Source organism: Porticoccus sp. Uisw_050_02, from assembly GCF_047729555.1.
Lineage (GTDB): Bacteria > Pseudomonadota > Gammaproteobacteria > Pseudomonadales > Porticoccaceae > Porticoccus.
Genome location: NZ_CP159825.1, coordinates 1,088,374 through 1,109,784, shown reverse-complemented (window position 1 = coordinate 1,109,784; position 21,411 = coordinate 1,088,374). Strand labels below are relative to the sequence as shown.

Here is a 21,411-nt window from a genome sequence, read left to right as displayed (position 1 = left end):
TAGATTTAAATTTTTGATCCGGATATGAATATATTGAAACCGGACTGGCCGGCTCCAGTAAATGTGTTTTCTATCATTACTACTAGGAAAAACGGTGTCTCTCTACCCCCATGGAATAGCTTGAATCTTGGCTTTAATACAGGAGACAGCGTCGATTCTGTTAAGAGAAACTGGCGAGATCTGTCAAAAGAATTAAATTTACCATCAGCCCCGCAACTACTTGATCAGGTGCACGGGGCGCATGTAATAAAAGCCACTTGTAGTGCACCAGCTGTAATCGGAGATGCATCTTTTACAGATATAGCTGGTATCGTTTGCGCTGTGACAACGGCAGATTGCTTGCCAATTTTAATCTGTAATACACAAGGCACTATAGTTTCTTCGATTCATGCGGGCTGGCGAGGTTTGTCTGCAGGTATAGTGAAAAATACAATCAGGCAGCTTGCTGTATCTCCTAGGGATCTAATGGCCTATCTTGGCCCCGCAATAAGTCAAAAAAATTTTGAAGTTGGTGTCGAAGTTAGGCAGGCATTTCTTTCTAGCGCTAGCACTCCCTGCATAAAGGAAAAGTTTAATACCTGTTTTCTCAGAACTACAGAGGAAGATGAAAAAAAAACCAAAAAATGGATGGCTAATTTATATGGACTTGCCAGAGTAATTTTAAATGAAGCAGGAGTTACTCAAATTTATGGTGGCGATCGTTGTACTTACAGCGATCGTCTGAATTTTTATTCCTATCGACGAGATGGAAATACTGGCAGAATGGCAAGTCTAATATGGTTTGTTTGAAAAACAGCAAAGCATCTGTTTTTCTGGTTTTAGTCGAGAAGCATAAGCTATATTCTTGACTACATTGCATTTACGCTCTAAAATTTGTTCTTCTGTGGGAGGTCTTAGGTCGATACTCTCACAAACTGGCTCCTTGCCAGCCTGCTAGATAAGCGTAAACAGCGTTTTCTCGGCATCCAGAACAGATTTGTTTACCCATGAATCTGAAGCACTGATATATTTTCAGTTGCTGTGTTATAACAAACATACCTGTGATGTTGCAGCATTATACTATTTATGTTCCTTGATAGGCTTTTCGGAGTGATTTTATTCATATTTGAGGGCTTGTAAATTGGAACTTTTTTCTGGCGGTGAAATAGTTGTTCGTGCACTTAAGGATGTAGGGGTAAAGCACATCTGGGGCTACCCTGGCGGTGCAGCACTGCATATCTATGATGCACTATTTCAGCAGGAAGATGTCCAGCATATACTCGTTCGACATGAGCAGGGCGCCGTGCATGCTGCTGATGGCTACTCTCGCGCTACCGGAGATGTCGGTACAGTTCTTGTAACCTCTGGTCCCGGAGCCACAAATGCGATAACGGGTATTGCAACTGCCTATATGGATTCTATTCCTATGGTTGTTATATCTGGACAAGTTCCTCGTGATAAAATTGGTGGCGATGCTTTTCAGGAAACTGATATGGTCGGAATTTCTAGGCCTATAGTTAAGCATAGCTTTCTAGTGATGGACGCATCCGAAATCGCTGGCGTTATCGCCAAAGCCTTCTATATTGCAAGGACAGGTCGACCTGGACCGGTTATTGTAGATATTCCCAAGGATGTTACTGCACCACATCATCGCATACCTTACGAGTATCCTGAAAAAATAAAAATACGTTCTTATCACCCGACAACTAAAGGGCATGGCGGTCAAGTTAAACGTGCTATCAAGACTTTATTAGCAGCCAAGCGCCCCATTATTTATAGCGGTGGCGGTGTTGTTTTGGGCGATGCATCTCCCCAGTTAACTGAACTTACAAGACTGTTAAATATACCTATAACAAATACACTAATGGGGCTTGGGGCTTTTCCGGGAACTGATCCTCAGTTTCTAGGAATGCTAGGAATGCATGGAACTGTAGAAGCAAATAATGCCATGCATGAAGCTGATGTTATTCTCGCAGTGGGGGCACGCTTTGATGATAGGGTGACCAATACTCCTAGTAAGTTTTGCCCATCTGCAAAAATTATACATATTGATGTTGACCCTACATCTATTTCTAAAATCGTGACTATAGATGTCCCTATTGTTGGTGATTGCGGCACTATATTGCAGCAAATGATTGATCAAATTAATGACAACAAAGAAATTCTAGATCAAGAGGCTTTGTCTCAATGGTGGATGCAGATAAACGAGTGGAGGGAACAGTATGGAATATATACTCAACCTCGACATGAGCCGAGTGCTGGCGATGTTATTAAGCCCCAGGATGTGATTAGAAGCCTCTACAAAGTAACAGGCGGTGACGCCTGGGTTACCTCTGATGTTGGCCAGCATCAAATGTTTGCTGCCCAGTATTATTTGTTCGATAAGCCTCGTCGTTGGATCAACTCAGGGGGCCTTGGAACTATGGGTTTCGGTTTGCCTGCAGCCATGGGTGTCCAGCTAGCTTATCCTTCAGGAATAGTGGCTTGCGTGACAGGTGAGGGTAGCATACAAATGTGTATACAAGAGCTGTCTACCTGCCTGCAGTATGGATTTCCCATAAAGATTATTAGTTTGAACAATCAGGCTCTTGGCATGGTTAGGCAATGGCAGGACATGCAGTACAGTGGACGCTATTCATCTAGTCTTTATGAGGATTCTTTGCCAGATTTTGTAAAATTAACAGAGGCGTATGGGCATGTAGGAATGCGGGTTTCAAATTTCGATGAACTGGACGATAAAATGTCGGAGTGCTTTAGCTTAAAGGATCGACTGGTCTTTATGGATATTAATGTTGATCGTTCAGAGCATGTATATCCAATGCATATTGCCCCTAATGGGTCGATGCGTGATATGTGGTTGAGCAAAAAGGAGCGTACTTGATGAGACATATACTTTCAGTGTTAATGGAAAATGAGCCGGGTGCCCTATCTAGAGTAGTTGGATTATTTTCACAGAGAGGCTATAACATTGATACGCTTAATGTTGCCCCAACTGATGATTTGACGTTATCTAGATTAACGCTTACTACGCATGGCAGTGATCAGGTGATTGAGCAAATTACCAAACACTTAAATAAATTAATAGATGTGATAAAAGTCGTAGATTTGATCGAAGGCTCCCATATCGAACGAGAACTAATGCTAGTGAAAGTAAAGGCAAACGAGGCTCAGAGAGCAGAAATTAATCATTGCATAGATATTTTTCGTGGCCAAGTAGTTGATGTAAACGTCAATGCATATACATTACAGCTCGTAGGTAGCAGCGATAAGCTTGATGCTTTTCTTGAGGCTATCAATTATGCAGATATCCTTGAGTTAGTTAGATCAGGGGTTTCTGGGTTAGCTCGTGGTGAAAAAATACTGAAGGTATGATTGATTTATAGTATGATTTTTACAGGTACTCCATAAAATATAACTATTTGTTTTATAAAAAATATAGGATAAAAACATGCAAGTTTCTTACGATAAAGACTGTAACCTCTCAATTATTCAGGGGATGAAAGTTTCCATTATTGGGTATGGCTCACAAGGCCATGCGCATGCCTTGAATCTAAAAGATTCAGGTGTCGATGTCACCGTAGGGCTTCGCCCAGGTTCACCCTCTGTTGCTAAAGCTGAGCAATCTGGATTAGCTGTAAAGAACGTTCCTGAGGCTGTCGCTGGAGCTGATCTAGTGATGATCCTTACGCCGGACGAATTTCAGTCGCATCTCTACAAAGATGAAATTGAGCCAAACCTCAAGAAGGGAGCCACCATGGCTTTTGCTCATGGCTTTGCAATTCACTATAATCAGGTTGTACCTCGCAAAGATTTAGATGTAATTATGATTGCACCTAAAGCTCCCGGACATACAGTTCGCAATGAATTCACTAAAGGCGGCGGTATTCCTGATCTAGTTGCAATTTATCAAGATGCTTCAGGCAAGGCAAGAGATGTAGCTATGTCCTATGCGTCCGGTATTGGTGGCGGAAGAACAGGTATCATTGAAACTACGTTTAAAGATGAAACCGAAACAGATTTATTTGGAGAACAGGCAGTTCTTTGTGGGGGAGCGGTTGAATTAGTGAAAGCTGGCTTCGAAACATTGGTGGAGGCCGGATATGCTCCTGAAATGGCTTATTTTGAGTGCCTGCATGAGCTCAAGCTAATCGTTGACCTGATGTATGAAGGAGGCATTGCCAATATGAACTATTCTATATCTAATAATGCAGAGTATGGAGAGTATGTCACTGGCCCAGAAATTATTAACGATCAATCTCGTGAAGCTATGCGCAATGCTTTGAAGCGTATTCAAAACGGAGAATACGCGAAAATGTTTATTACAGAAGGAGCAATGAATTACCCTTCTATGACAGCATATCGTCGTAATAATGCAGCGCATCCTATTGAACAAACTGGTGCTAAATTGCGCTCTATGATGCCATGGATTACAGCCAACCAGTTGGTAGATAAAGATAAAAACTAGACATTTTTAAGTGACCGCCTAGTTGACCGCGCCAAGGCGCGGTTTTTTTATCTCATGCTTTAGTGTTTGATGTAATATTAATCTTTAATGCATTGAACTCTAGGGTAGAAGCTAAAATTGGGGGATAATCAACCACACGGATGCACTAAAAAGATAAATGTAGGTTTTGTGTTACATACCGAAGGATTAGATATGACCGATATCAAGGGTCAAGATAATACATCAAATATTAATGATTCACCCCCAGCGACCGAAGGCGATAAATTGCCTCTTGAGCATGTAAAGGCTAGACATAGAGGCGTTTATCTTCTGCCCAATCTTTTTACTACTGGAGCTATGTTTGCTGGTTTTTATGCAATTCTTGCGGGGATGGATGGAAAATTTGAAGCAGCTGCAATTGCAATTTTTATTGCAATGATCTTCGATGGGCTGGATGGAACTGTAGCGCGCATGACAAACACATCTAGTGAGTTTGGCCTCCAATATGACAGTCTTTCTGACATGGTTTCTTTTGGTATAGCGCCTGCAGTGCTGGCTTTTAGCTGGATACTTAACGAGATAGGCCGTATTGGATGGGCTGCTGCTTTTATTTATGCCTCATGTGCGGCGCTCAGGCTTGCCCGTTTTAACACTCAAGTTGATTCAGGGAAGAGCGATTGTTTTGTTGGAATTCCAAGCCCCGCAGCAGCTGCACTGATAGCATCTTTGGTCTGGTGTAGTCATGGGATCGAGCTAACAAATGAGTTAGCATTTTTGGTGGCGGCAGTAACCGCTTTAGCTGGCTTGTTGATGGTTTCTAACTTTCACTATCGCAGCCTGAAAGAAGTTGACCTTAAGGGAAAGGTGCCTTTCGTAGTGATTTTTTCTGTGGTGATGGGTCTTATTGTGGTGACAATTGACCCGCCTCGAATTTTATTTATTTTTGCCTTAGTGTATAGCTTTTCAGCTCCAGCGTTATGGCTAAAAGCTAAGATTTATGGGGTAAAGATGTAATATGAAAAAACAAAAATTAATAATTTTTGATACAACGCTACGCGATGGGGAGCAAAGCCCTGGTGCATCCATGACTAGGGATGAAAAACTGAGAGTGGCTAAGGCTCTAGAGAAACTTCGAGTTGATGTCATTGAAGCAGGATTTGCTGTTTCCAGCCCTGGTGATTTTGCATCAGTTAAGGCTATTGCTGAGACGATTAAAGACAGCACTGTTTGCAGTCTTGCTCGCGCCAAGAATCAGGATATTGATAGCGCTGCAGAGGCTTTAAAGGGGGCGTCTTCAGGGCGTATTCATACCTTTATTGCAACATCGCCAATCCATATGAAATATAAACTTCAGATGAATCCAGATCAAGTTTTTGAGCAGGCTGTATCCGCCGTAAAGTACGCTCGAAATTTAATAGATGATGTCGAGTTTTCCCTAGAAGATGCAAGCCGTTCAGATTTTGATTTTATGTGCCGTGTTATCGAAGGTGTTATTGGCGCTGGGGCAAAAACTATTAATCTTCCAGATACAGTTGGTTATGGCTTTCCAGAGGAGTATGCAAACACTATTGGTCGTTTGATTGAATCTATCCCTAATTCAGATAAAGCAATTTTCTCTGTACATTGCCACAATGACCTTGGCTTGGCTGTATCCAATTCATTGGCAGCTGTCATGAAAGGGGCTCGTCAAATAGAATGTACTATTAATGGTTTAGGTGAACGCGCAGGTAATGCTGCCCTTGAAGAGGTGGTGATGGCAGTAAGAACGCGAAAGGATATCTTCCCAGTGGAGACGCGTATCGAAACTATTCATATTACTTCAACGTCTCGGTTAGTATCGAGCATCACGGGATTTCCTGTGCAGCCCAACAAGGCAATTGTTGGCGCTAACGCTTTTGCACACGAGTCAGGAATTCATCAAGATGGAGTGCTTAAATTTCGTGAAACTTATGAAATTATGAGTGCTCAAGATGTGGGCTTGCAAACTAATAAAATTGTTTTAGGCAAGCTTTCTGGGCGCGCGGCTTTTGCGGCTCGCCTCGAGGAGCTTGGGACTCATTTTGAGAGCAAGACCGAAATGAACGAAGCTTTCGCTAAGTTTAAAGATTTGGCTGACAAAAAACGTGAAATATATGATGAGGATCTTCAGGCCCTTGTTTCAGAAGTACAACTGGATGAATCGAACGGCGATCAAATAACACTAGAAGCTTTAGAGGTGATCTCAAAAACAGGCCGGCCTCCTTCTGCGACGCTTACTTTGAAATATAAGGGTGAGTCATACGATTCTTCATCTGAGGGAGACGGCCCTGTTGACGCAGCATTCAAGGCTATAGAGAAACTAGCAAAAAGTGATACAGAGCTTAAGCTTTATTCTGTAAATGCGGTAACTGCTGGAACGGATTCTCAAGGTGAGGTTACTGTCCGTCTGGAAAAAGGTGGCCGTATTGTAAATGGACAGGGGGCTGACACCGATGTCTTGGTTGCTAGTGTTAGAGCTTACCTGCATGCGCTTAACTTAATACAAAATCCAGATCGTTTGCATCCCCAATTAGATGGCATTTAGGGGGCTTATGAATACAGAGTCACGCACTTGGTATCTTTTTAACTTAGGTGTAACGCAGTATTTATCTAAAATAGAGACGACTGACGCGCTGAAAGTAACCCCAAAAAAAAATATAATGCCAACAGGGAACATAAATACAGTGTTTGCTGCGCCCTTGAGTTTTAGGCTAGCATGCTGGCAACCCTGCGATGAGCTTTTGGTTTTTAACGAATTAGATGCCGATGCTAAATTAAACGATGATCAGTGCCAATTGCTTGCTAATATTTTGCGTAGTATGGGATTCCTTGTTGGCAGTTTACCGCGTGCTGAGCTAATTGACTGGCCTGTCGAGAGTGACGACCTTCAAGATAAATCTGATGCTCGTAAAATGATGTCAGATTTTGTTGATGCTCGCATCAGCAAAACCAATGTGCTGTTTATGGGGAAAATAGCGTTTGAGTTATTCTCCTCTACAGAAGAGCCTTATGCGGATATTGTAGATAAAACTATAAAAATAAAAGATGTAGTGGACACTTTTGTTGTTAAAAGTCTGCAAGAAATTTTAAAGGACCCTTCGTCGAAGTTAGAAGTATGGGAAACCATTCGATCCCTAGCAAAGAGAAATTAAATAACTGCTAAGTGCATACTGTGATAATAAATCGTTTAAATATACGTCCTATGGCACTCTCTGATGTGGCTGATATTACTCAGATTGAACAAAAATCTACGCCTCATCCTTGGCGGAAAAGTCAGTTCATTGATAGCTGTGAGAAACATCATGGCTTGACCCTTACCTTAGATGACCATGTTATAGGCTATACAATTTACAATATTGTTGTTAACGAAGCTGAAATTCTTAATATTGCTATTCATCCTGAACATCAAAACAAAGGCCACGGACGTTATTTGCTCGAGCATTTGATTGCTATTGTTTCGGAAAATGCACAAAGATTTTTCCTTGAAGTAAGAGTGAATAATGCTAGTGCAATTTATTTATATGAAAATATTGGGTTTGTTGAGGTATGCCAAAGAAAAAATTATTACCAGACCGCATTAACATCTGAGGATGCCCTACTAATGGCTATGGAGCTGTAGGCTATTAAGACAAACAAAGATATAAACGAAAATGGCCGAGATACTTTATTTGAAGCGATAGCAGGCGATCTCTTTTCAAATGGTTATAGTGTTCAAACTAGGAGGCTGACATCAGGATTTCTTGCCCAACTCTCTATGCGCTTAGAATTAACGTCTTCAGTATTATTTGCAAATGCTGGAGTTGGAAGGGGAGATGATCATGCGATAGATAAATCTGTTCGTACTGACAGAACCTCCTGGATTACCGGCTCCACTGATGGTGAGAAAGAATGGCTTAAGTGGGCGTCATCGTTGCAGGACTACCTGAATAGGCGATTATTTCTAGGGTTGTCTTCATTTGAGAGTCATTTTTCTTATTATGGCAAAGATGGATTTTATGCAAAGCATAAGGATTCTTTTAGGGGAAAATCAAATAGAGTGCTATCAATTGTAGTCTATCTAAACAAAGATTGGATGGCAGGGGATGGGGGAGAGTTGCTTATATACGGCCATCATTCTGAAGAAATTATAATGAGTGTCGAGCCTGTTCTTGGTACTGTTGTTATTTTCTTCAGCGAAGATGTTTATCATGAGGTGTTGGCCAGTAAGAAAAGTCGTTTTTCGATAGCTGGATGGTTTCGTTCAGGTCCTTGTTGGTAATCATTGCTGTAAAAATATTGTCAAATTTCCACAAAGGATTTTTATATCTGCTATTTTGAGATGCAGTTCAGGGGGCTATTTCCTTGGTAATCTGTGTATAATTTCAAGCCGTTGCATTGGTAGCTTTCAAAGCCGCATTAATTTTTTATGTACGTTTATTTTTGCATCAAAGGAAAATAGAAAATGTCACCAAGTTTAATTTCTAAAGAGGTGAGGCTAAGAAGAACTTTTGCGATAATTTCGCACCCTGATGCGGGTAAAACCACCATTACCGAAAAACTTTTATTATTTGGAAATCTGATCCAAATTGCTGGAACAGTAAAAAGTAGAAAAAGCGATAGACATGCAACCTCTGACTGGATGCAGATGGAGAAAGATCGCGGTATTTCTGTAACATCTTCTGTCATGCAGTTTCCTTATAAAGGTCGCATAGTCAACTTACTGGACACCCCGGGACATGAAGATTTTTCTGAAGACACTTATCGTACTCTAACAGCGGTAGACTCAGCATTAATGGTTATTGATGGTGCAAAAGGCGTAGAGCAGCGTACGATCAAGTTGATGAATGTATGTCGACTAAGAGATACACCAATAGTAGCCTTTATAAACAAGATGGATCGTGAAATACGCGACCCGATTGACCTTTTGGATGAGATAGAGGCAGTGTTAAAGATCAGCTGCGCTCCAATTAATTGGCCTATTGGTTGTGGCAAAGACTTTAAGGGTGTGTACAGTCTTCATACAGATACAATACATGTTTTCCAGCAAGGCCAAGGAAGTATTATTCCTGAAGATTTGAGGATAGAAGGCCTTTACTCGGATGAAGCAAGTGAGTTTTTGAGTTACTTGGCTATAAGTGTCAGGGAGGAGATAGAACTTGTGAAGGGCGCCACAAACTCTTTTGATATGGAAATGTTTTTGAATGGACAGTTAGCCCCTGTATTTTTTGGTACAGCGTTGGCTAATTTTGGCATAAGAGAAATGCTAGATAATTTTGTGGATTTAGCTCCGCCCCCGCAATTTAGGGCCGCAATAGAACGAAATGTAGCTGCGAGTGAGGAAGAATTTTCTGGGTTTGTTTTTAAGATACAAGCCAATATGGATCCAAAACACCGAGACCGAATAGCTTTTGTGCGTATTTGCTCAGGCAGATATATCAAAGGAATGAAGATTCGCCATGTTAGGCAGAAAAAAGATTTGCGTATTTCTGATGCTGTTGGTTTTAAAGCGGGAGAGAGAGTGTCACTAGATGAAGCAGTGGCTGGAGATATTATTGGGATACATAATCACGGCACTATCCAGGTAGGCGATACCTTTACCACTGGAGAGAATATCAAATTTACCGGTATTCCCTATTTTTCTCCAGAACTATTCAGACGCATCCGACTGCGTGATCCATTGAAAATGAAACAATTACAGAAAGGTATCAAGCAGTTGTCTGAGGAAGGCAGTACCCAGGTTTTTTTCCCGCTAAATAATAATGATATTATTGTTGGTGCGATAGGACAACTGCAATTTGATGTGGTCACTTTTCGGCTCAAAGATGAATATGGCGTGGAAGCAGTTTATGAGCCAGTAAATGTACATACGGCCCGATGGATAGAGGCTGACGATGTTCGAAAAATAGAAGAAATAAAGCGAAAAGTGCCAGATGGTGTAGCGTTAGATGGCGGCGGCTATCTAACCTACCTTGCATCTACTAGAGTTAATTTATCTCTAACAAAGGAGAGATACCCAGATCTTAGATTTAGCGCCACAAGGGAGCTCTGATGTGCATACAGCAATAATTGTCTCTTTCAGCGACAATAGGTTGAAAATTAAATTATGGTTAAAGCATATCTTTTGTTGTAAATTTTATTACTGTTTTTAAATAATCGGCGGATTTTTGAGCCTCTTACTGACTTTGGTTGCTACTTTCATTTTTGTTCTAATAGCTGTTCTAATTTTTTTACGAACCGGGCCTCCCGTGTATCGCCTAGAGAAGGAAAATGTTGTTGAGCTATTACGTTTAGTTTTAAATGGTAATGCTACCACTAATGATTGGGAGGTATTTCTTGGGCTTCCGATTAGGCATAATGAAATACTAGAAAATATTCGCTTGCGCTGCCAAGTTATAAGCAAAGTGGAGGGCACGAATCATCCGAGCGACCTTCTTACAGAGCAGGGGGTTAAAAAAATACAAAAACTACTAATAGAGCTATTGGAAACAGACGCATGAAAGAATCCTCATCATTTACAAAAGGCCTTGTAACTGCTGCTGCTTTTGTTGTAGTGGTTGCCGGAATTAAAATGGCAGAAGCGTTATTAGTACCTTTTTTTCTATCAGTGTTTATAGCCCTCATTTTCTCCCCCCTTTTGTCTTGGCTTAAAGCAAAAAAAGTACCAGGCGGACTGTCTATTTGTTTAATTGTAGGTTGTGTGTTCTTGGTGGGCTGGTTGATTGGCGCACTGGTAGGATCATCTGTGGGTGATTTTCGAAAAAATTTACCAGGCTATGAACATAGGCTTCAAGAGATGAGTGCTGTGCTGCTCCATTGGTTAAGTGGTCTTGGCTTAATACTTGATGCTGGGCAGATGCGAGAAAGCCTTAATCCTGGTGCTATTATGCAGATTGCAGGCAATACACTGACATCTTTTGGAAATGCACTGACCAATACTTTTATGATTTTGTTGACTGTGATTTTTATATTAGCCGAAGAGGTTGGGTTTAGCAAAAAACTGCAACTTGCAAAAAACTCTAATGCATCAGTCAATGACGGGTTAGCTCGTTTCTTAGATAGCGTACATAGCTACTTAGGGATTAAATCACTTTTAAGTTTGCTGACCGGGGGCTTGGTTACAATTATTTTGTGGCAATTTGGCGTTGATTACCCTGTTATGTGGGGGCTGATTGCGTTCTTGCTGAATTTTATTCCTACAGTTGGGTCTATTATTGCAGCGATTCCGGCAATTTTACTAACTCTAGTACAGCTGGGACCGTTGACAGCTGGATTAGTAGCTGCAAGTTATATGGTAATTAATATCCTGATTGGCAATGTGCTGGAACCAAAATTGATGGGCAGGGGACTCAACTTGTCACCTTTAGTTGTATTTTTATCGTTGGTTTTCTGGGGATGGATTTTAGGTCCTGTCGGAATGTTGCTCTCAATACCTCTGACAGTTATGGTAAAAATTGCTCTCGAAAATGATCAAAGTACCCGCTGGATAGGTCTAATGCTAGGCGCTAGCAGCTCATTAATCACAGGGAGACCAAACCATTCCGATGATTAGCATAAATCACTTCTTGTTCATGTAATGTATTTTTATACCTTTAGGAAGAGCAGCTCTCACTTATTTCTTCACTCCATTTGGGTATTTTTCCTGCACCCTTGGGACGTACATCCCATTTTCCTGTTGGACCTTCAACCTCTCCAAGCAGCAAGCCCCTGCCGTCTCCTAGTGCGGCAAAGCTATTATTACATTTTAAATAGTTCAAGATTACTCACTTTGGCTTTTGTGGGGCCTACTATAAAAATATGCTGTTATTGCAAGACAATATGGCCTCGCTTCTGTAAATTTGCGCACAGCTTTTCTCTGTGGTCACCTTGTATCTCAATGACATAATTCTTTAAAGAGCCGCCTGTTCCGCAAAGTTTTTTAAGATTTTTGGCTAAACTTTTTAATTCTTCATCGGGAATTTGCAGGCCAGAAATAGTTGTAACACCACTCCCTTTTCTGCCTTTCTTCTCGAAACAAACTCGGACTATTCCATCACTGGTCGGCCTGTCTTTGTGCTCTTTGGGGTGCTTGATCCGACCAGTTTCTGTGGAGTAAACTAGTCTGCTCTCATTGGCCACCTGAAAACTCCATAAAATAAAAAAATCATTCAAACAGAATAGCGGTAAATCATAATAAAGAATACTTGGCTACTAATGTATACTCATCTAAGTGACTTGCTGTGCTAATACATGACGCCAAATAAAATCTCAGGGAAAATTTATGACATTAACAACACTGTTGGGAAATAGCTCCCCTTATATCTCTAATTTGGTATACGACATTGATGTGCGTTTATTATTTATAGAGTGCCTAGAAGACCCCTCAGATGAAGAGCCGTCATTACGTATTGTGTTCCCAGAAATTATTTCTTATGCCGAGATCAATCAAGCAGATGCGCTTGATGATGAGCTGATGGATGACCTGGTCTCTATGGATTGGCCTGGCGAAAACAGAGTGACGATTATTACCTGCAAAAAAGAAATAATGATCGAACTTACAGGAAAGCCATTTACTGAAAAAATTGACTGACTGAAAACCCACAGAAAGCTAATTTTTATAACTTATCCAGTTGCTTAATTTTCAGAACAATAAATTTAGGCAGGATCAAAAAATTCCCGCCCAATAAGGATTACTGCTCGATCGGCGCTACTATAAATTGTCCGCCCATTTCAATCAGTTGAAGCGAGCACTCTAAGTCTTCATAGTCAGGAACTTGACCAGGCAAGCCTGATACAATTTTCCTGCCCTTTGCTCGGAGCTCTATTGCAGCTTTTCGTTGCTCCATATTTGTTGAAAATGGCACAAATATTTTCTTTGCTGCAGTTCTATTGATCTTTCTTATACGGGCTCTTTGTTTTTCAAGATCTTCTCTTCCCGCATCTGAACCTATTGGCATCAGTAAATTTACAAATGGCTGGTCTTTTATTTTTGCTCTGCGTGTTTGTTGGTTGATTTTTTGTGTCATTTTTTAAAAGCTCTTGTATGTTCAGTTTCTTCAGTGATAGAGAGCAACCGCGCAGCTGTAATTAAAAAGTCGTTTTTTAAATGCAGTTAAAGTGAGCAGTAAAGCACCACCACTAGGAATAATTATATTAATGAAAAATATAAAAATCAATTTACCTTTATATAATTTTTGTTATTTTTACCCATAGCACCAATATTTATTTGGGCATTTATGAGACTAGAGGCTGGTTTGTTTGCAACAAACAGTAAGTATAGCTTAGCGTAAAAAATAAATACTACATTTATTATACAAACATCTGCTAGCAGATGATCTATAAATTTGACAGATGGGCTAAAAGTTGTCTTGATTTTTTCACAAGCTGCTTTGAGCGTTGGTTAACAGAAAGATATTTTTTTCCATTTTAATTTCCATTAATATAAACTATAGGCTAATATTTAGCTCGCTTGGGGTTCGGTATAAATATGCCTAAATATGTATCTGTCAAAAAAGGAAGTCTGCATTATCAGAGAGCCATCCCGAGACGCTTGCTGGCTAATTCGAAGGCTAAATTTTATTACTTTCCATTGGGGTTAAAGGAGAGCGCAAGCAACAATCAAATAACTAAAGCAGTTGCTCATGCATCCAAAAGCTTTGAACTGAGATGCCAGATACTTGAAAATTTGAGCCAAGAATCTTTCCCTGAATCAGAAATAGATATGCTGTCCATGGAGATTATTAGAAAATCTAATGCTAGAAATGGAGAGTATGCCTATGAGAAAAAGCTATTTAAGGGGGCCTATCAAATCTCCATACAAATAAAGAAACAGTTAGCTGAGGCTCATGACGGCCAAAATAACTTTAACAAAAAGCCAAGAATGAGAGTTTCTGGAGGCGTTTAGTTTACATCATTAAACTTCCGTTATAGGCTCGTATCGTGACTAATATAACCATTATAGTTGATAATCTTAGTTAGCTCACTGCCGTATTCGGCGCCTTTTTCAGAATATTTATCTAAATACTTGACTAGCTCAAGTGGATTTTTGGTGAGAAGTTTCTGTCGATTGAATTCCTTAAATGCCTTCCCATTACTTATAAGATTATAATAGTCACGGACGCTATCGGAAACAGAAGAGTATTTTTTTAGCCAGATAGTTTTAGAGCCTCTTTTTTCGTTAGCGGAGATACGGTCATCCTTCTTGCTAAAAGACCAAACACCAAAATAGTTATTGGCTTCTTTGGCGAATCGAGAAGTGCCCCAGGCGCTCTCCATCGCTGCTTGGGCTATAGCAATACTCTTAGGGTGTGGATATATCCGCTCCTTAAGTTCTTCTAGGTTAACACTGTTGTATCTTTTAATTAATAATTGTATTTCTGAGATGGCATTATTTTTTTCTAAAACTTTGATTTCTTTATAAATTAGCATACGTTCGTCGAATACTTCGTCGATAGCTGGCAATATTATTTTATGGAAGTATGCTTTTTTGTCAGCAACTGAGATAATTTTGTCTTTATGGTCATCATCGGATGATATGAATTGATACAAAAATAAGCTTATTATTGCTAAGACGCTTAGGCACATGTTTTTATAGTTCATGTCATGTCACTTTGTTTTTTATAAGTGGTTGGTTAATTTTAAAACAATATGTTTTGATAGCATGCAGTAATTTGATCATTATTGAAAATAAAAAAGACCATCTCGTAAGACATTATCATTTAATGAAGAAAAAATGAAAAAACATATCAATAAAGATTCTTTTGCTGAAAGAGAGGCTGCGAAGTATGACAACCCTATACCCAGCCGAGAGTATATCCTTGATTTTCTCAGCAAAAGCCTAGGTCCGCTTACCCATGAGGAATTATGCTTAGATTTTAGCATACAGGATGAACGTGCCTGTGAGGCAATCAGACGTCGTCTAATTGCAATGGAACGAGATGGGCAGCTAGTCAAAAATCGCGACCATGCTTATGGTGCTTTGAATAAAATGAATCTTATAAAAGGCAGGGTTATTGGCCACCCAGAGGGCTTTGGTTTCGTTACACATGCGAATGGAGGGGGAGATTTATACCTGTCTAGTCGTCAAATGCGGAGAGTCTTAGATGGAGACGAGGTCCTTGTCAGAGCTGCTGGGATAGATAAGCGCGGTCGACAAGAGGGATCTATTGTCGAAGTGATAGAGCATAGAACAAAGACTTTGGTCGGTCGATTCTTCATGGAGAACAGCATTCAGTTTGTCAGGCCTGATAATCCAAAAATTACTCACGATATTATGATTCCTGTTGGCCAAAACAATAATGCAGAATCAGGGCAAATTGTAGTGGTCAAAGTTGTTGTGCAACCGAGCAGAAATAATCTGCCTTCTGGCCACATCATTCAGGTTCTGGGAGGGCATCTGGCTCCAGGGATGGAGATTGATATTGCTGTGCATAATTATGGTATTCCAAGCATATGGCCTGATTTGGTATTGAGCGATGTTGAATCTATTGATGATGAGGTTTCAGAAAAGGATAAAAAATCTAGGGTAGATTTACGCCATTTGCCATTTGTAACAATTGATGGCGAAGACGCTCGAGACTTCGATGATGCGGTATATTGTGAGCCGCGTGCCCGAGGCGGCTGGTTATTATATGTTGCCATTGCGGATGTCTCCCACTACGTTCCTGTATCAAAAGCTCTGGATAAAGAGGCATATAAAAGAGGAAATTCTGTATATTTTCCTCAACATGTTATACCTATGCTGCCAGAAAAATTATCCAATGGTTTGTGCTCTCTTAATCCCCATGTGGACCGCTTGACGTTAGTTTGCGAAATGACGCTAGACAAAAATGGAAGTGTGACGCGATTTAGATTTCTGGAGGGGCTGATCCATTCTCATGCTCGCCTCACATACACCCAAGTAGCAGGAATTATAGCCCAAAAAAGTGACATCAGGAGCGGCATTCGAAAACAGTTTCACCTTATAGCTAAGCACATAGATAACTTAACAGATCTTTATTGTGAGCTACTTAAGGCAAGAAAACTAAGGGGAGCCATTGAATTTGAATCTCAGGAAGCTCAGATTATTTTTGATGCGGAGCGAAAGATTCAAGAGATAACCCCAGTTATCCGAACACAGGCTCATAGGTTAATTGAAGAGTGCATGCTTTGCGCTAATGTTTGTGCAGCTAAATTTTTGAAAAAAAATAAAATTCCTGCACTATATCGGTCTCATCAAGGACCTAGGCAGGAAAAATTAGATAATCTTAGAGAGTTTTTGGGAGAGTTAGGCCTGGGTTTACCGGGCGGAGATGACCCCAGCCCTAAAGACTTCCAAGGAATTCTTTCCCAGACTTTTGGGCGCCCAGATGCCAGTGTTATTCAGACAGTCATATTACGGTCAATGAATAGGGCCGCTTATACGCCAGAAAATGATGGCCACTTTGGTTTAAATTACGCTGAGTATACGCATTTCACTTCCCCTATTCGTCGCTATCCTGATCTTTTGGTGCATAGAGCGATTCGATATTTAATTCGCAAGAAGCAAAAAGCCCTGTACACGCATATGGTCGCAGGCGCTCCAATTTTAAGTCAGGCCCAGATATACCCTTATGATGAGAAATCTCTAGCAACTGCTGGCGAGCAGTGCTCAATGGCAGAACGAAGAGCAGATGAAGCCACTCGAGATGTTGTTAATTGGCTGAAATGTGAGTTTTTGGTATCTCGTGTGGGTGAAGAATTTTCCGGTGTTGTTGTTTCGGTTACTGGGTTTGGATTATTTGTACAGTTAAGTGAAATGTATATTGAGGGTTTGGTTCATATAACCGGTTTGCCAAAAGATTATTATCATCATGAAGTGGCTCATCATCGTTTGGTAGGGGAGAGAACTGGTAGGATTTTTCGTCTTGGTGATAAATTGAGAGTCAAAGTTGCTAGAGTTGACCTAGATGAAAGAAAAATTGATTTTGAACTTGTAGAAAAAGAGCAAAAGAAAAGCGAAAAAACTACTAGGCATATTAAAAAATTATCTAAAAAACTTAGCTCTAGCAGAAAAAAGCACCCTAAAAAGAAAATAAAAAATAAGCTTAATTAGGCAGGCCGTTAATGACTGAAGGTACAAAAGAAAAATGTAGCCATGAATGCGAGTGGTTGTTTGGGTTGCATGCCGTCCAGTCTGTATTGAAAACTTCAGGATCAAAAATTCAAGAATTGAAAGTCCAAAAAGGACGTGATGACCAGAGATTAAGAAAAATTATTAATTTAGCTGAACTTCAGGATATCCCAGTTATATGGGTTCTGCGGTCAGATTTAGACGCTCTATCAAACGGCCCTCATCAGGGCGTAGCGGCTCTTTGCGAGGGGGCTGGAGTTCAAGACGAGAATTATTTATTTGCACTTTTGAGTTGCTTGAATCGGCCTCCATTTTTGTTGATTTTAGATGGAATAACAGACCCTCATAATCTTGGTGCCTGTATGCGCTCAGCTGAGGCAGCGGGTGTTCAAGCGATAATTGTGCCCAAAGATAATGCTGTAGGTGTAACGCCAACAGTGCAAAAAGTTGCTAGTGGTGCAGCAGAAATAATCCCGCTCGTTGTTGTTACGAACCTATCTCGAACATTAAAACAACTTCAAGAAAGAGGCATCTGGATAATAGGTGCTGCAGGCGAAGCAGAGCAATTAATTTATGAGACAGACTTGAAGGGCCCATTGGCCATTGTCATGGGTGCAGAGGAAAAGGGTTTACGTCGCTTAACAAGAGAGAATTGCGATATATTGGCCAAACTTCCTATGATGGGGCTTGTCAGTAGCTTAAATGTTTCTGTTGCCACGGGTATCTGTTTGTTTGAGGCTCTAAGGCAAAGACAATGAAAAATTGATGCTAGGTTAGGATATGGGTTTAAAAGAAGGAAGGACCATAAAAGATAGGGTGATCAAAAATAATCAGGCGGCTACTGATAATTTTGTTCTAAATTTTCCTAATGTGGTCAGCTCAATTAGAGTGGCATTGGCTCCATTCCTTGTTTATTTAGCGATAGAAAAGCAGGCGGATATTTTTTTATGGATTCTAGCTTTTTCATTAACTACAGACTGTTTAGATGGATATTTAGCCCGGCGCCTCAATCAAGTAACAGAATTTGGCGTTAGGCTCGATAGTTGGGCTGATTTAATTACATACTTAGTCATGCTGATTGGGTTATTAATCTTGTGGCCAGCAGTTTTTCATAGCGAGCTTAGCTATTTAATTATCTCGGTTAGTTGCTGGATTGTTCCATTGTTGGTCTGCGGATCAAGATTCGGTTGTTTTCCTAGCTATCATACATTTGCGGCTAAAATTGCATCTATCGCAATTGCACCAGCTTATTTTATAGCGACCCTGTTGGGGGATGCTGTGTTCTTACGAGGTGTGTTGTTATTCTATGTTTGGGTGGCATTAGAGCAGGTCATCATCACTTCAATTTTACCTCGATGGCAAAGTAATATCGCAGGATTTTGGGTTGCAGCTGAGATAGCCAGAAATAAGAACGAAAAATAATTTTTGATATCAACTATCCTCTGATAGTGATTCCACATCTTTTAATTCAGCCTTAAGACTGAAATTCTGTATCTAAAATAGATTCCAATAAAGATGTATACCCTCGATTTATACTTGAAATACCAAGATTCTCACCGTAAAATGCGCGCCTTTGTTTTACTTAGAGCAAGATACTCCTTGTTGCATCGCATTGGGCGAGCACCTATTTACCCGTAAGGAGGTAAAATGCGTCATTACGAAATATTATTTATGGTTCATCCAGACCAGAGCGATCAGGTTTCTGGGATGATCGAACGCTATTCCACTACCATTGCTAGCGGTAATGGGAAAATCCATCGCCTAGAAGATTGGGGTAGACGCCACTTAGCTTACCCTATAAATAAAATTCATAAAGCTCATTATGTGCTAATGAACATTGAATGTAATCAAGATGTATTGCAAGAACTGAATACTAATTTTCGTTACAACGATGCCGTCATTAGAAGTGTGGTCTTTAGCTGCAAAGAAGCTATTACTGAAGAATCTTACATTTTAAAGGCTGACAAGTCTGAGAGGTCAAATCGTCGCGAGCGCTCAGAAACGAATTCTGATAGAGCGACCCCGGTTGAACCCCCAAAACAGACTGAAGCAACTAAAGTGTCAGCTGATGAGCCCGCAGAAACTGCAAAACCAGCTGATGAGCCCGCAGAAACTGCAAAACCAGCTGATGAGCCCGCAGAAACTGCAAAACCAGCTGATGAGCCCGCAGAAACTGCAAAACCAGCTGATGAGCCCGCAAAAAAGTCTGTTGATGAATCAACGGAAAAGGAGAGTAAATAATGGCTCGATTCAACCGTCGTCGTAAGTTCTGTCGTTTTAGCGTCGAAGGCGCTGACCAGATAGACTATAAAGATCTTGAGATGCTAAAACAGTATATTTCTGAAACAGGAAAAATTGTGCCAAGTCGTATTACTGGCACCAAAGCTAAGTATCAGAGGCAACTGTCAACTGCTATTAAGCGTGCTCGTTATGTGGCGCTATTGCCTTATACCGACAGCCACGGCGGGTAGAGAGATTTCTTGATGCGGGCCTTAGCTGAATTTATTATGCGCGGCCGCATGCAAGCCGGATTAGTTGCTTTTTTTGGCAATCTTGTTCCTTTTTTTTCTCCGGCTGCAGTTTCTCTGGTTACGTTAACTAGAGGATCATCAGAGGGATTTTTATTGGCACTCTGGGCGCTAATGCCATTGCTAGTAATCCTCTTTACTAGTAACGACGCTAACGCTATCGTGATGCTGCTATCTATTGTAAGTGTTGTCTGTGTATGGCTAGCCTCAGAGTTAATGAAGTTGAGATCTTCATGGCCTGAGGTGCTGATTTTTATTGTAGCAATGAGCGCTATATCAACTATATTGATGGCTATTTTTTTTGCTGATAAGTTGACGGCATTGGAAATCTTGATTGCAGAGTTTTTCAAAGGGGCTCAGCAGTACGAAAATAAATTTGCAATAGGTAGAAATTTTTTAGTTGGTGTTGCTGGCTATGTCGTTGCGCTAACTTCAGTTTTTTCGTTGATGTTAGGCCGTTGGTGGCAAGCAGCACTTTATAATCCTGGTGGATTTAAGCTAGAGTTTCATCAATTGCGATTTAGTGTGACATCCTCTGTTATTATTTTAGTGGGAATGTTTATTTTTGAGTATGTTTTGCAAGACTGTTCGAGCTGGGCGAGCTTATTAAGCTTGCCGCTAATGCTGAGTGGAATCGCCTTATTGCATTACGGTGTGACGTTCTTTCAATTAAATAGTTATTGGTTGCTCGTTTTTTATGCGGCGCTCTTATTTTTGAGTCCATTAAGTATTATGCTAGTTGGGGTTGGATTCCTGGATAGTATTTTTAATATACGCTCACGATTGAGTAAGCATCCTTAGTGCGGATGTGTATTTTATTTTGCGCGACAAACAGGTTTAAATAATAGAGGATATCCGAGATGGAAGTTATTCTTCTGGAAAAAGTTGGAAATTTAGGAAACATTGGCGATAAAGTTAATGTTAAGCCAGGTTATGGCCGCAATTACTTAGTACCTAATGGCAAGGCAGTGTTTGCTACTTCAGCCAATATAGCTGATTTTGAAGCTCGTCGTTCTGAACTAGAGGCTGCTGCATCAGTTAGTCTTACTGAAGCAACTGCTCGTGCAGCTAAGATAGAGGCAATAGGCCCTGTGACCATCACTGCAGTTGCCGGGGAGGAAGGTAAGCTTTTCGGCTCTATTGGCACAAAAGATATTGCTGATGCAATAATTGGTGCTGGCATTCAAGTAGAGAAAAGCGAAGTAAAGTTGCCTGATGGCTCTATACGAGAAATAGGCGAATTTGATATTTCTATCCAAGTGCACGCTGACGTTACTCAGGTGGTGAAGCTTGTGGTTGCTGCTGAGGAATAGTGCGACTATTCACTACTATACCGATATCGGTAATAATGGGGCGCTGCACAGCTGTATTGACTGTGTCTCAGTGCCTTTTTTATA

24 protein-coding genes and 1 pseudogene are annotated in these 21,411 nt (G+C 40.6%); 21 read left to right on the top strand and 4 right to left on the bottom strand.

Annotated features, from left to right (window positions below):
- The first annotated feature begins 24 nt into the window (after positions 1-24).
- The 12 genes from pgeF (at position 25) to ABXT41_RS05280 (ending at position 11,969) form a co-directional block, all read left to right on the top strand.
- The gene (gene pgeF, locus ABXT41_RS05335) at positions 25-789 is read left to right on the top strand and encodes a peptidoglycan editing factor PgeF (RefSeq protein ID WP_415390491.1); all 765 of its coding nucleotides are present in this window, start codon (positions 25-27) and stop codon (positions 787-789) included.
- Positions 790-1,120: 331 nt separating this feature from the next.
- Positions 1,121-2,860, top strand: coding sequence for an acetolactate synthase 3 large subunit (locus ABXT41_RS05330; protein WP_415390490.1), 1,740 nt, complete (start codon positions 1,121-1,123; stop codon positions 2,858-2,860).
- Entirely contained in the window at positions 2,860-3,351 is a 492-nt protein-coding gene (gene ilvN, locus ABXT41_RS05325; protein ID WP_415390489.1) for an acetolactate synthase small subunit, read from the top strand. The genes ABXT41_RS05330 and ilvN overlap by 1 nt, the downstream gene beginning before the upstream one ends.
- Before the next feature lie 76 nt (positions 3,352-3,427).
- Positions 3,428-4,444 (top strand): ketol-acid reductoisomerase, encoded by a 1,017-nt coding sequence (ilvC, locus tag ABXT41_RS05320; RefSeq protein WP_415390488.1) that lies wholly within the window; start codon positions 3,428-3,430, stop codon positions 4,442-4,444.
- Positions 4,445-4,636: 192 nt separating this feature from the next.
- Positions 4,637-5,437, top strand: coding sequence for a CDP-diacylglycerol--serine O-phosphatidyltransferase (pssA, locus tag ABXT41_RS05315; protein WP_415390487.1), 801 nt, complete (start codon positions 4,637-4,639; stop codon positions 5,435-5,437).
- 1 nt (position 5,438) lies between these two features.
- Positions 5,439-6,986: a 2-isopropylmalate synthase gene (locus tag ABXT41_RS05310; protein WP_415390486.1), complete on the top strand. Its 1,548-nt coding sequence runs from the start codon at positions 5,439-5,441 to the stop codon at positions 6,984-6,986.
- A gap of 7 nt (positions 6,987-6,993) precedes the next feature.
- Positions 6,994-7,593: a hypothetical protein gene (locus tag ABXT41_RS05305; RefSeq protein ID WP_415390485.1), complete on the top strand. Its 600-nt coding sequence runs from the start codon at positions 6,994-6,996 to the stop codon at positions 7,591-7,593.
- A gap of 20 nt (positions 7,594-7,613) precedes the next feature.
- Positions 7,614-8,060 carry a ribosomal protein S18-alanine N-acetyltransferase gene (gene rimI / locus ABXT41_RS05300; RefSeq protein WP_415390484.1) on the top strand — a complete coding sequence of 149 codons (447 nt, stop codon included), beginning with the start codon at positions 7,614-7,616 and terminating at the stop codon, positions 8,058-8,060.
- A 135-nt stretch (positions 8,061-8,195) separates the two neighbouring features.
- Positions 8,196-8,699 carry a 2OG-Fe(II) oxygenase gene (locus ABXT41_RS05295; protein ID WP_415390483.1) on the top strand — a complete coding sequence of 168 codons (504 nt, stop codon included), beginning with the start codon at positions 8,196-8,198 and terminating at the stop codon, positions 8,697-8,699.
- A 183-nt stretch (positions 8,700-8,882) separates the two neighbouring features.
- Complete coding sequence (locus ABXT41_RS05290; RefSeq protein ID WP_415390482.1) at positions 8,883-10,469, top strand: peptide chain release factor 3; 1,587 nt, start codon at positions 8,883-8,885, stop codon at positions 10,467-10,469.
- A gap of 115 nt (positions 10,470-10,584) precedes the next feature.
- On the top strand, positions 10,585-10,917 hold the full coding sequence (locus tag ABXT41_RS05285; protein WP_415390481.1) for a hypothetical protein: 333 nt from the start codon (positions 10,585-10,587) through the stop codon (positions 10,915-10,917).
- Entirely contained in the window at positions 10,914-11,969 is a 1,056-nt protein-coding gene (locus ABXT41_RS05280) for an AI-2E family transporter (RefSeq protein WP_415390480.1), read from the top strand. The genes ABXT41_RS05285 and ABXT41_RS05280 overlap by 4 nt, the downstream gene beginning before the upstream one ends.
- Before the next feature lie 40 nt (positions 11,970-12,009).
- Here ABXT41_RS05280 and ABXT41_RS05275 read toward each other — a convergent pair whose 3' ends face one another.
- On the bottom strand, positions 12,010-12,174 hold the full coding sequence (locus tag ABXT41_RS05275) for a hypothetical protein (protein WP_415390479.1): 165 nt from the start codon (positions 12,172-12,174) through the stop codon (positions 12,010-12,012).
- Positions 12,175-12,220: 46 nt separating this feature from the next.
- On the bottom strand, positions 12,221-12,535 hold the full coding sequence (locus tag ABXT41_RS05270; protein WP_415390478.1) for a stress response translation initiation inhibitor YciH: 315 nt from the start codon (positions 12,533-12,535) through the stop codon (positions 12,221-12,223).
- Positions 12,536-12,677: 142 nt separating this feature from the next.
- Here ABXT41_RS05270 and ABXT41_RS05265 point away from each other — a divergent pair, with 142 nt between their 5' ends.
- On the top strand, positions 12,678-12,986 hold the full coding sequence (locus ABXT41_RS05265; protein WP_415390477.1) for a hypothetical protein: 309 nt from the start codon (positions 12,678-12,680) through the stop codon (positions 12,984-12,986).
- A 100-nt stretch (positions 12,987-13,086) separates the two neighbouring features.
- Here ABXT41_RS05265 and ABXT41_RS05260 read toward each other — a convergent pair whose 3' ends face one another.
- Entirely contained in the window at positions 13,087-13,422 is a 336-nt protein-coding gene (locus tag ABXT41_RS05260; RefSeq protein ID WP_415390476.1) for a hypothetical protein, read from the bottom strand.
- Positions 13,423-13,883: 461 nt separating this feature from the next.
- On the opposite strand from ABXT41_RS05260, the gene ABXT41_RS05255 reads away from it, so the two are divergent.
- Positions 13,884-14,300 carry a hypothetical protein gene (locus ABXT41_RS05255; RefSeq protein ID WP_415390475.1) on the top strand — a complete coding sequence of 139 codons (417 nt, stop codon included), beginning with the start codon at positions 13,884-13,886 and terminating at the stop codon, positions 14,298-14,300.
- Positions 14,301-14,320: 20 nt separating this feature from the next.
- On the opposite strand, the gene ABXT41_RS05250 is transcribed toward ABXT41_RS05255, so the two are convergent.
- Positions 14,321-14,944 (bottom strand): glucosaminidase domain-containing protein, encoded by a 624-nt coding sequence (locus tag ABXT41_RS05250; RefSeq protein ID WP_415390474.1) that lies wholly within the window; start codon positions 14,942-14,944, stop codon positions 14,321-14,323.
- A gap of 184 nt (positions 14,945-15,128) precedes the next feature.
- Here ABXT41_RS05250 and rnr point away from each other — a divergent pair, with 184 nt between their 5' ends.
- The 7 genes and pseudogenes from rnr (at position 15,129) to rplI (ending at position 21,327) form a co-directional block, all read left to right on the top strand.
- The gene (rnr, locus tag ABXT41_RS05245) at positions 15,129-17,468 is read left to right on the top strand and encodes a ribonuclease R (RefSeq protein WP_415390473.1); all 2,340 of its coding nucleotides are present in this window, start codon (positions 15,129-15,131) and stop codon (positions 17,466-17,468) included.
- An 11-nt stretch (positions 17,469-17,479) separates the two neighbouring features.
- The gene (gene rlmB, locus ABXT41_RS05240; protein WP_415390472.1) at positions 17,480-18,244 is read left to right on the top strand and encodes a 23S rRNA (guanosine(2251)-2'-O)-methyltransferase RlmB; all 765 of its coding nucleotides are present in this window, start codon (positions 17,480-17,482) and stop codon (positions 18,242-18,244) included.
- Between the two features lie 22 nt (positions 18,245-18,266).
- Positions 18,267-18,908, top strand: a complete 642-nt coding sequence (locus ABXT41_RS05235) for a CDP-alcohol phosphatidyltransferase family protein (RefSeq protein ID WP_415390471.1) — start codon at positions 18,267-18,269, stop codon at positions 18,906-18,908.
- Positions 18,909-19,133: 225 nt separating this feature from the next.
- Positions 19,134-19,589, top strand: a pseudogene (gene rpsF / locus ABXT41_RS05230) (30S ribosomal protein S6); the annotation flags it as partial.
- A gap of 137 nt (positions 19,590-19,726) precedes the next feature.
- Positions 19,727-19,957: a 30S ribosomal protein S18 gene (gene rpsR, locus ABXT41_RS05225; protein ID WP_415390470.1), complete on the top strand. Its 231-nt coding sequence runs from the start codon at positions 19,727-19,729 to the stop codon at positions 19,955-19,957.
- A gap of 9 nt (positions 19,958-19,966) precedes the next feature.
- Entirely contained in the window at positions 19,967-20,815 is an 849-nt protein-coding gene (locus ABXT41_RS05220) for a hypothetical protein (RefSeq protein ID WP_415390469.1), read from the top strand.
- Between the two features lie 59 nt (positions 20,816-20,874).
- Positions 20,875-21,327 carry a 50S ribosomal protein L9 gene (gene rplI / locus ABXT41_RS05215; RefSeq protein ID WP_415390468.1) on the top strand — a complete coding sequence of 151 codons (453 nt, stop codon included), beginning with the start codon at positions 20,875-20,877 and terminating at the stop codon, positions 21,325-21,327.
- Positions 21,328-21,411 lie beyond the last annotated feature (84 nt).

What these genes read in the sequence shown, in the direction of transcription:
- pgeF (WP_415390491.1), top strand. Translation starts at nt 25, where the DNA reads ATGAATATATTGAAACCGGACTGGCCGGCTCCAGTAAATGTGTTTTCT.
- ilvN (WP_415390489.1), top strand. Translation starts at nt 2,860, where the DNA reads ATGAGACATATACTTTCAGTGTTAATGGAAAATGAGCCGGGTGCCCTA.
- ilvC (WP_415390488.1), top strand. Translation starts at nt 3,428, where the DNA reads ATGCAAGTTTCTTACGATAAAGACTGTAACCTCTCAATTATTCAGGGG.
- pssA (WP_415390487.1), top strand. Translation starts at nt 4,637, where the DNA reads ATGACCGATATCAAGGGTCAAGATAATACATCAAATATTAATGATTCA.
- ABXT41_RS05310 (WP_415390486.1), top strand. Translation starts at nt 5,439, where the DNA reads ATGAAAAAACAAAAATTAATAATTTTTGATACAACGCTACGCGATGGG.
- ABXT41_RS05305 (WP_415390485.1), top strand. Translation starts at nt 6,994, where the DNA reads ATGAATACAGAGTCACGCACTTGGTATCTTTTTAACTTAGGTGTAACG.
- ABXT41_RS05295 (WP_415390483.1), top strand. Translation starts at nt 8,196, where the DNA reads ATGCGCTTAGAATTAACGTCTTCAGTATTATTTGCAAATGCTGGAGTT.
- ABXT41_RS05290 (WP_415390482.1), top strand. Translation starts at nt 8,883, where the DNA reads ATGTCACCAAGTTTAATTTCTAAAGAGGTGAGGCTAAGAAGAACTTTT.
- ABXT41_RS05280 (WP_415390480.1), top strand. Translation starts at nt 10,914, where the DNA reads ATGAAAGAATCCTCATCATTTACAAAAGGCCTTGTAACTGCTGCTGCT.
- ABXT41_RS05265 (WP_415390477.1), top strand. Translation starts at nt 12,678, where the DNA reads ATGACATTAACAACACTGTTGGGAAATAGCTCCCCTTATATCTCTAAT.
- ABXT41_RS05260 (WP_415390476.1), bottom strand. Translation starts at nt 13,422, where the DNA reads ATGACACAAAAAATCAACCAACAAACACGCAGAGCAAAAATAAAAGAC.
- ABXT41_RS05255 (WP_415390475.1), top strand. Translation starts at nt 13,884, where the DNA reads ATGCCTAAATATGTATCTGTCAAAAAAGGAAGTCTGCATTATCAGAGA.
- rnr (WP_415390473.1), top strand. Translation starts at nt 15,129, where the DNA reads ATGAAAAAACATATCAATAAAGATTCTTTTGCTGAAAGAGAGGCTGCG.
- rlmB (WP_415390472.1), top strand. Translation starts at nt 17,480, where the DNA reads ATGACTGAAGGTACAAAAGAAAAATGTAGCCATGAATGCGAGTGGTTG.
- ABXT41_RS05235 (WP_415390471.1), top strand. Translation starts at nt 18,267, where the DNA reads ATGGGTTTAAAAGAAGGAAGGACCATAAAAGATAGGGTGATCAAAAAT.
- rpsR (WP_415390470.1), top strand. Translation starts at nt 19,727, where the DNA reads ATGGCTCGATTCAACCGTCGTCGTAAGTTCTGTCGTTTTAGCGTCGAA.
- rplI (WP_415390468.1), top strand. Translation starts at nt 20,875, where the DNA reads ATGGAAGTTATTCTTCTGGAAAAAGTTGGAAATTTAGGAAACATTGGC.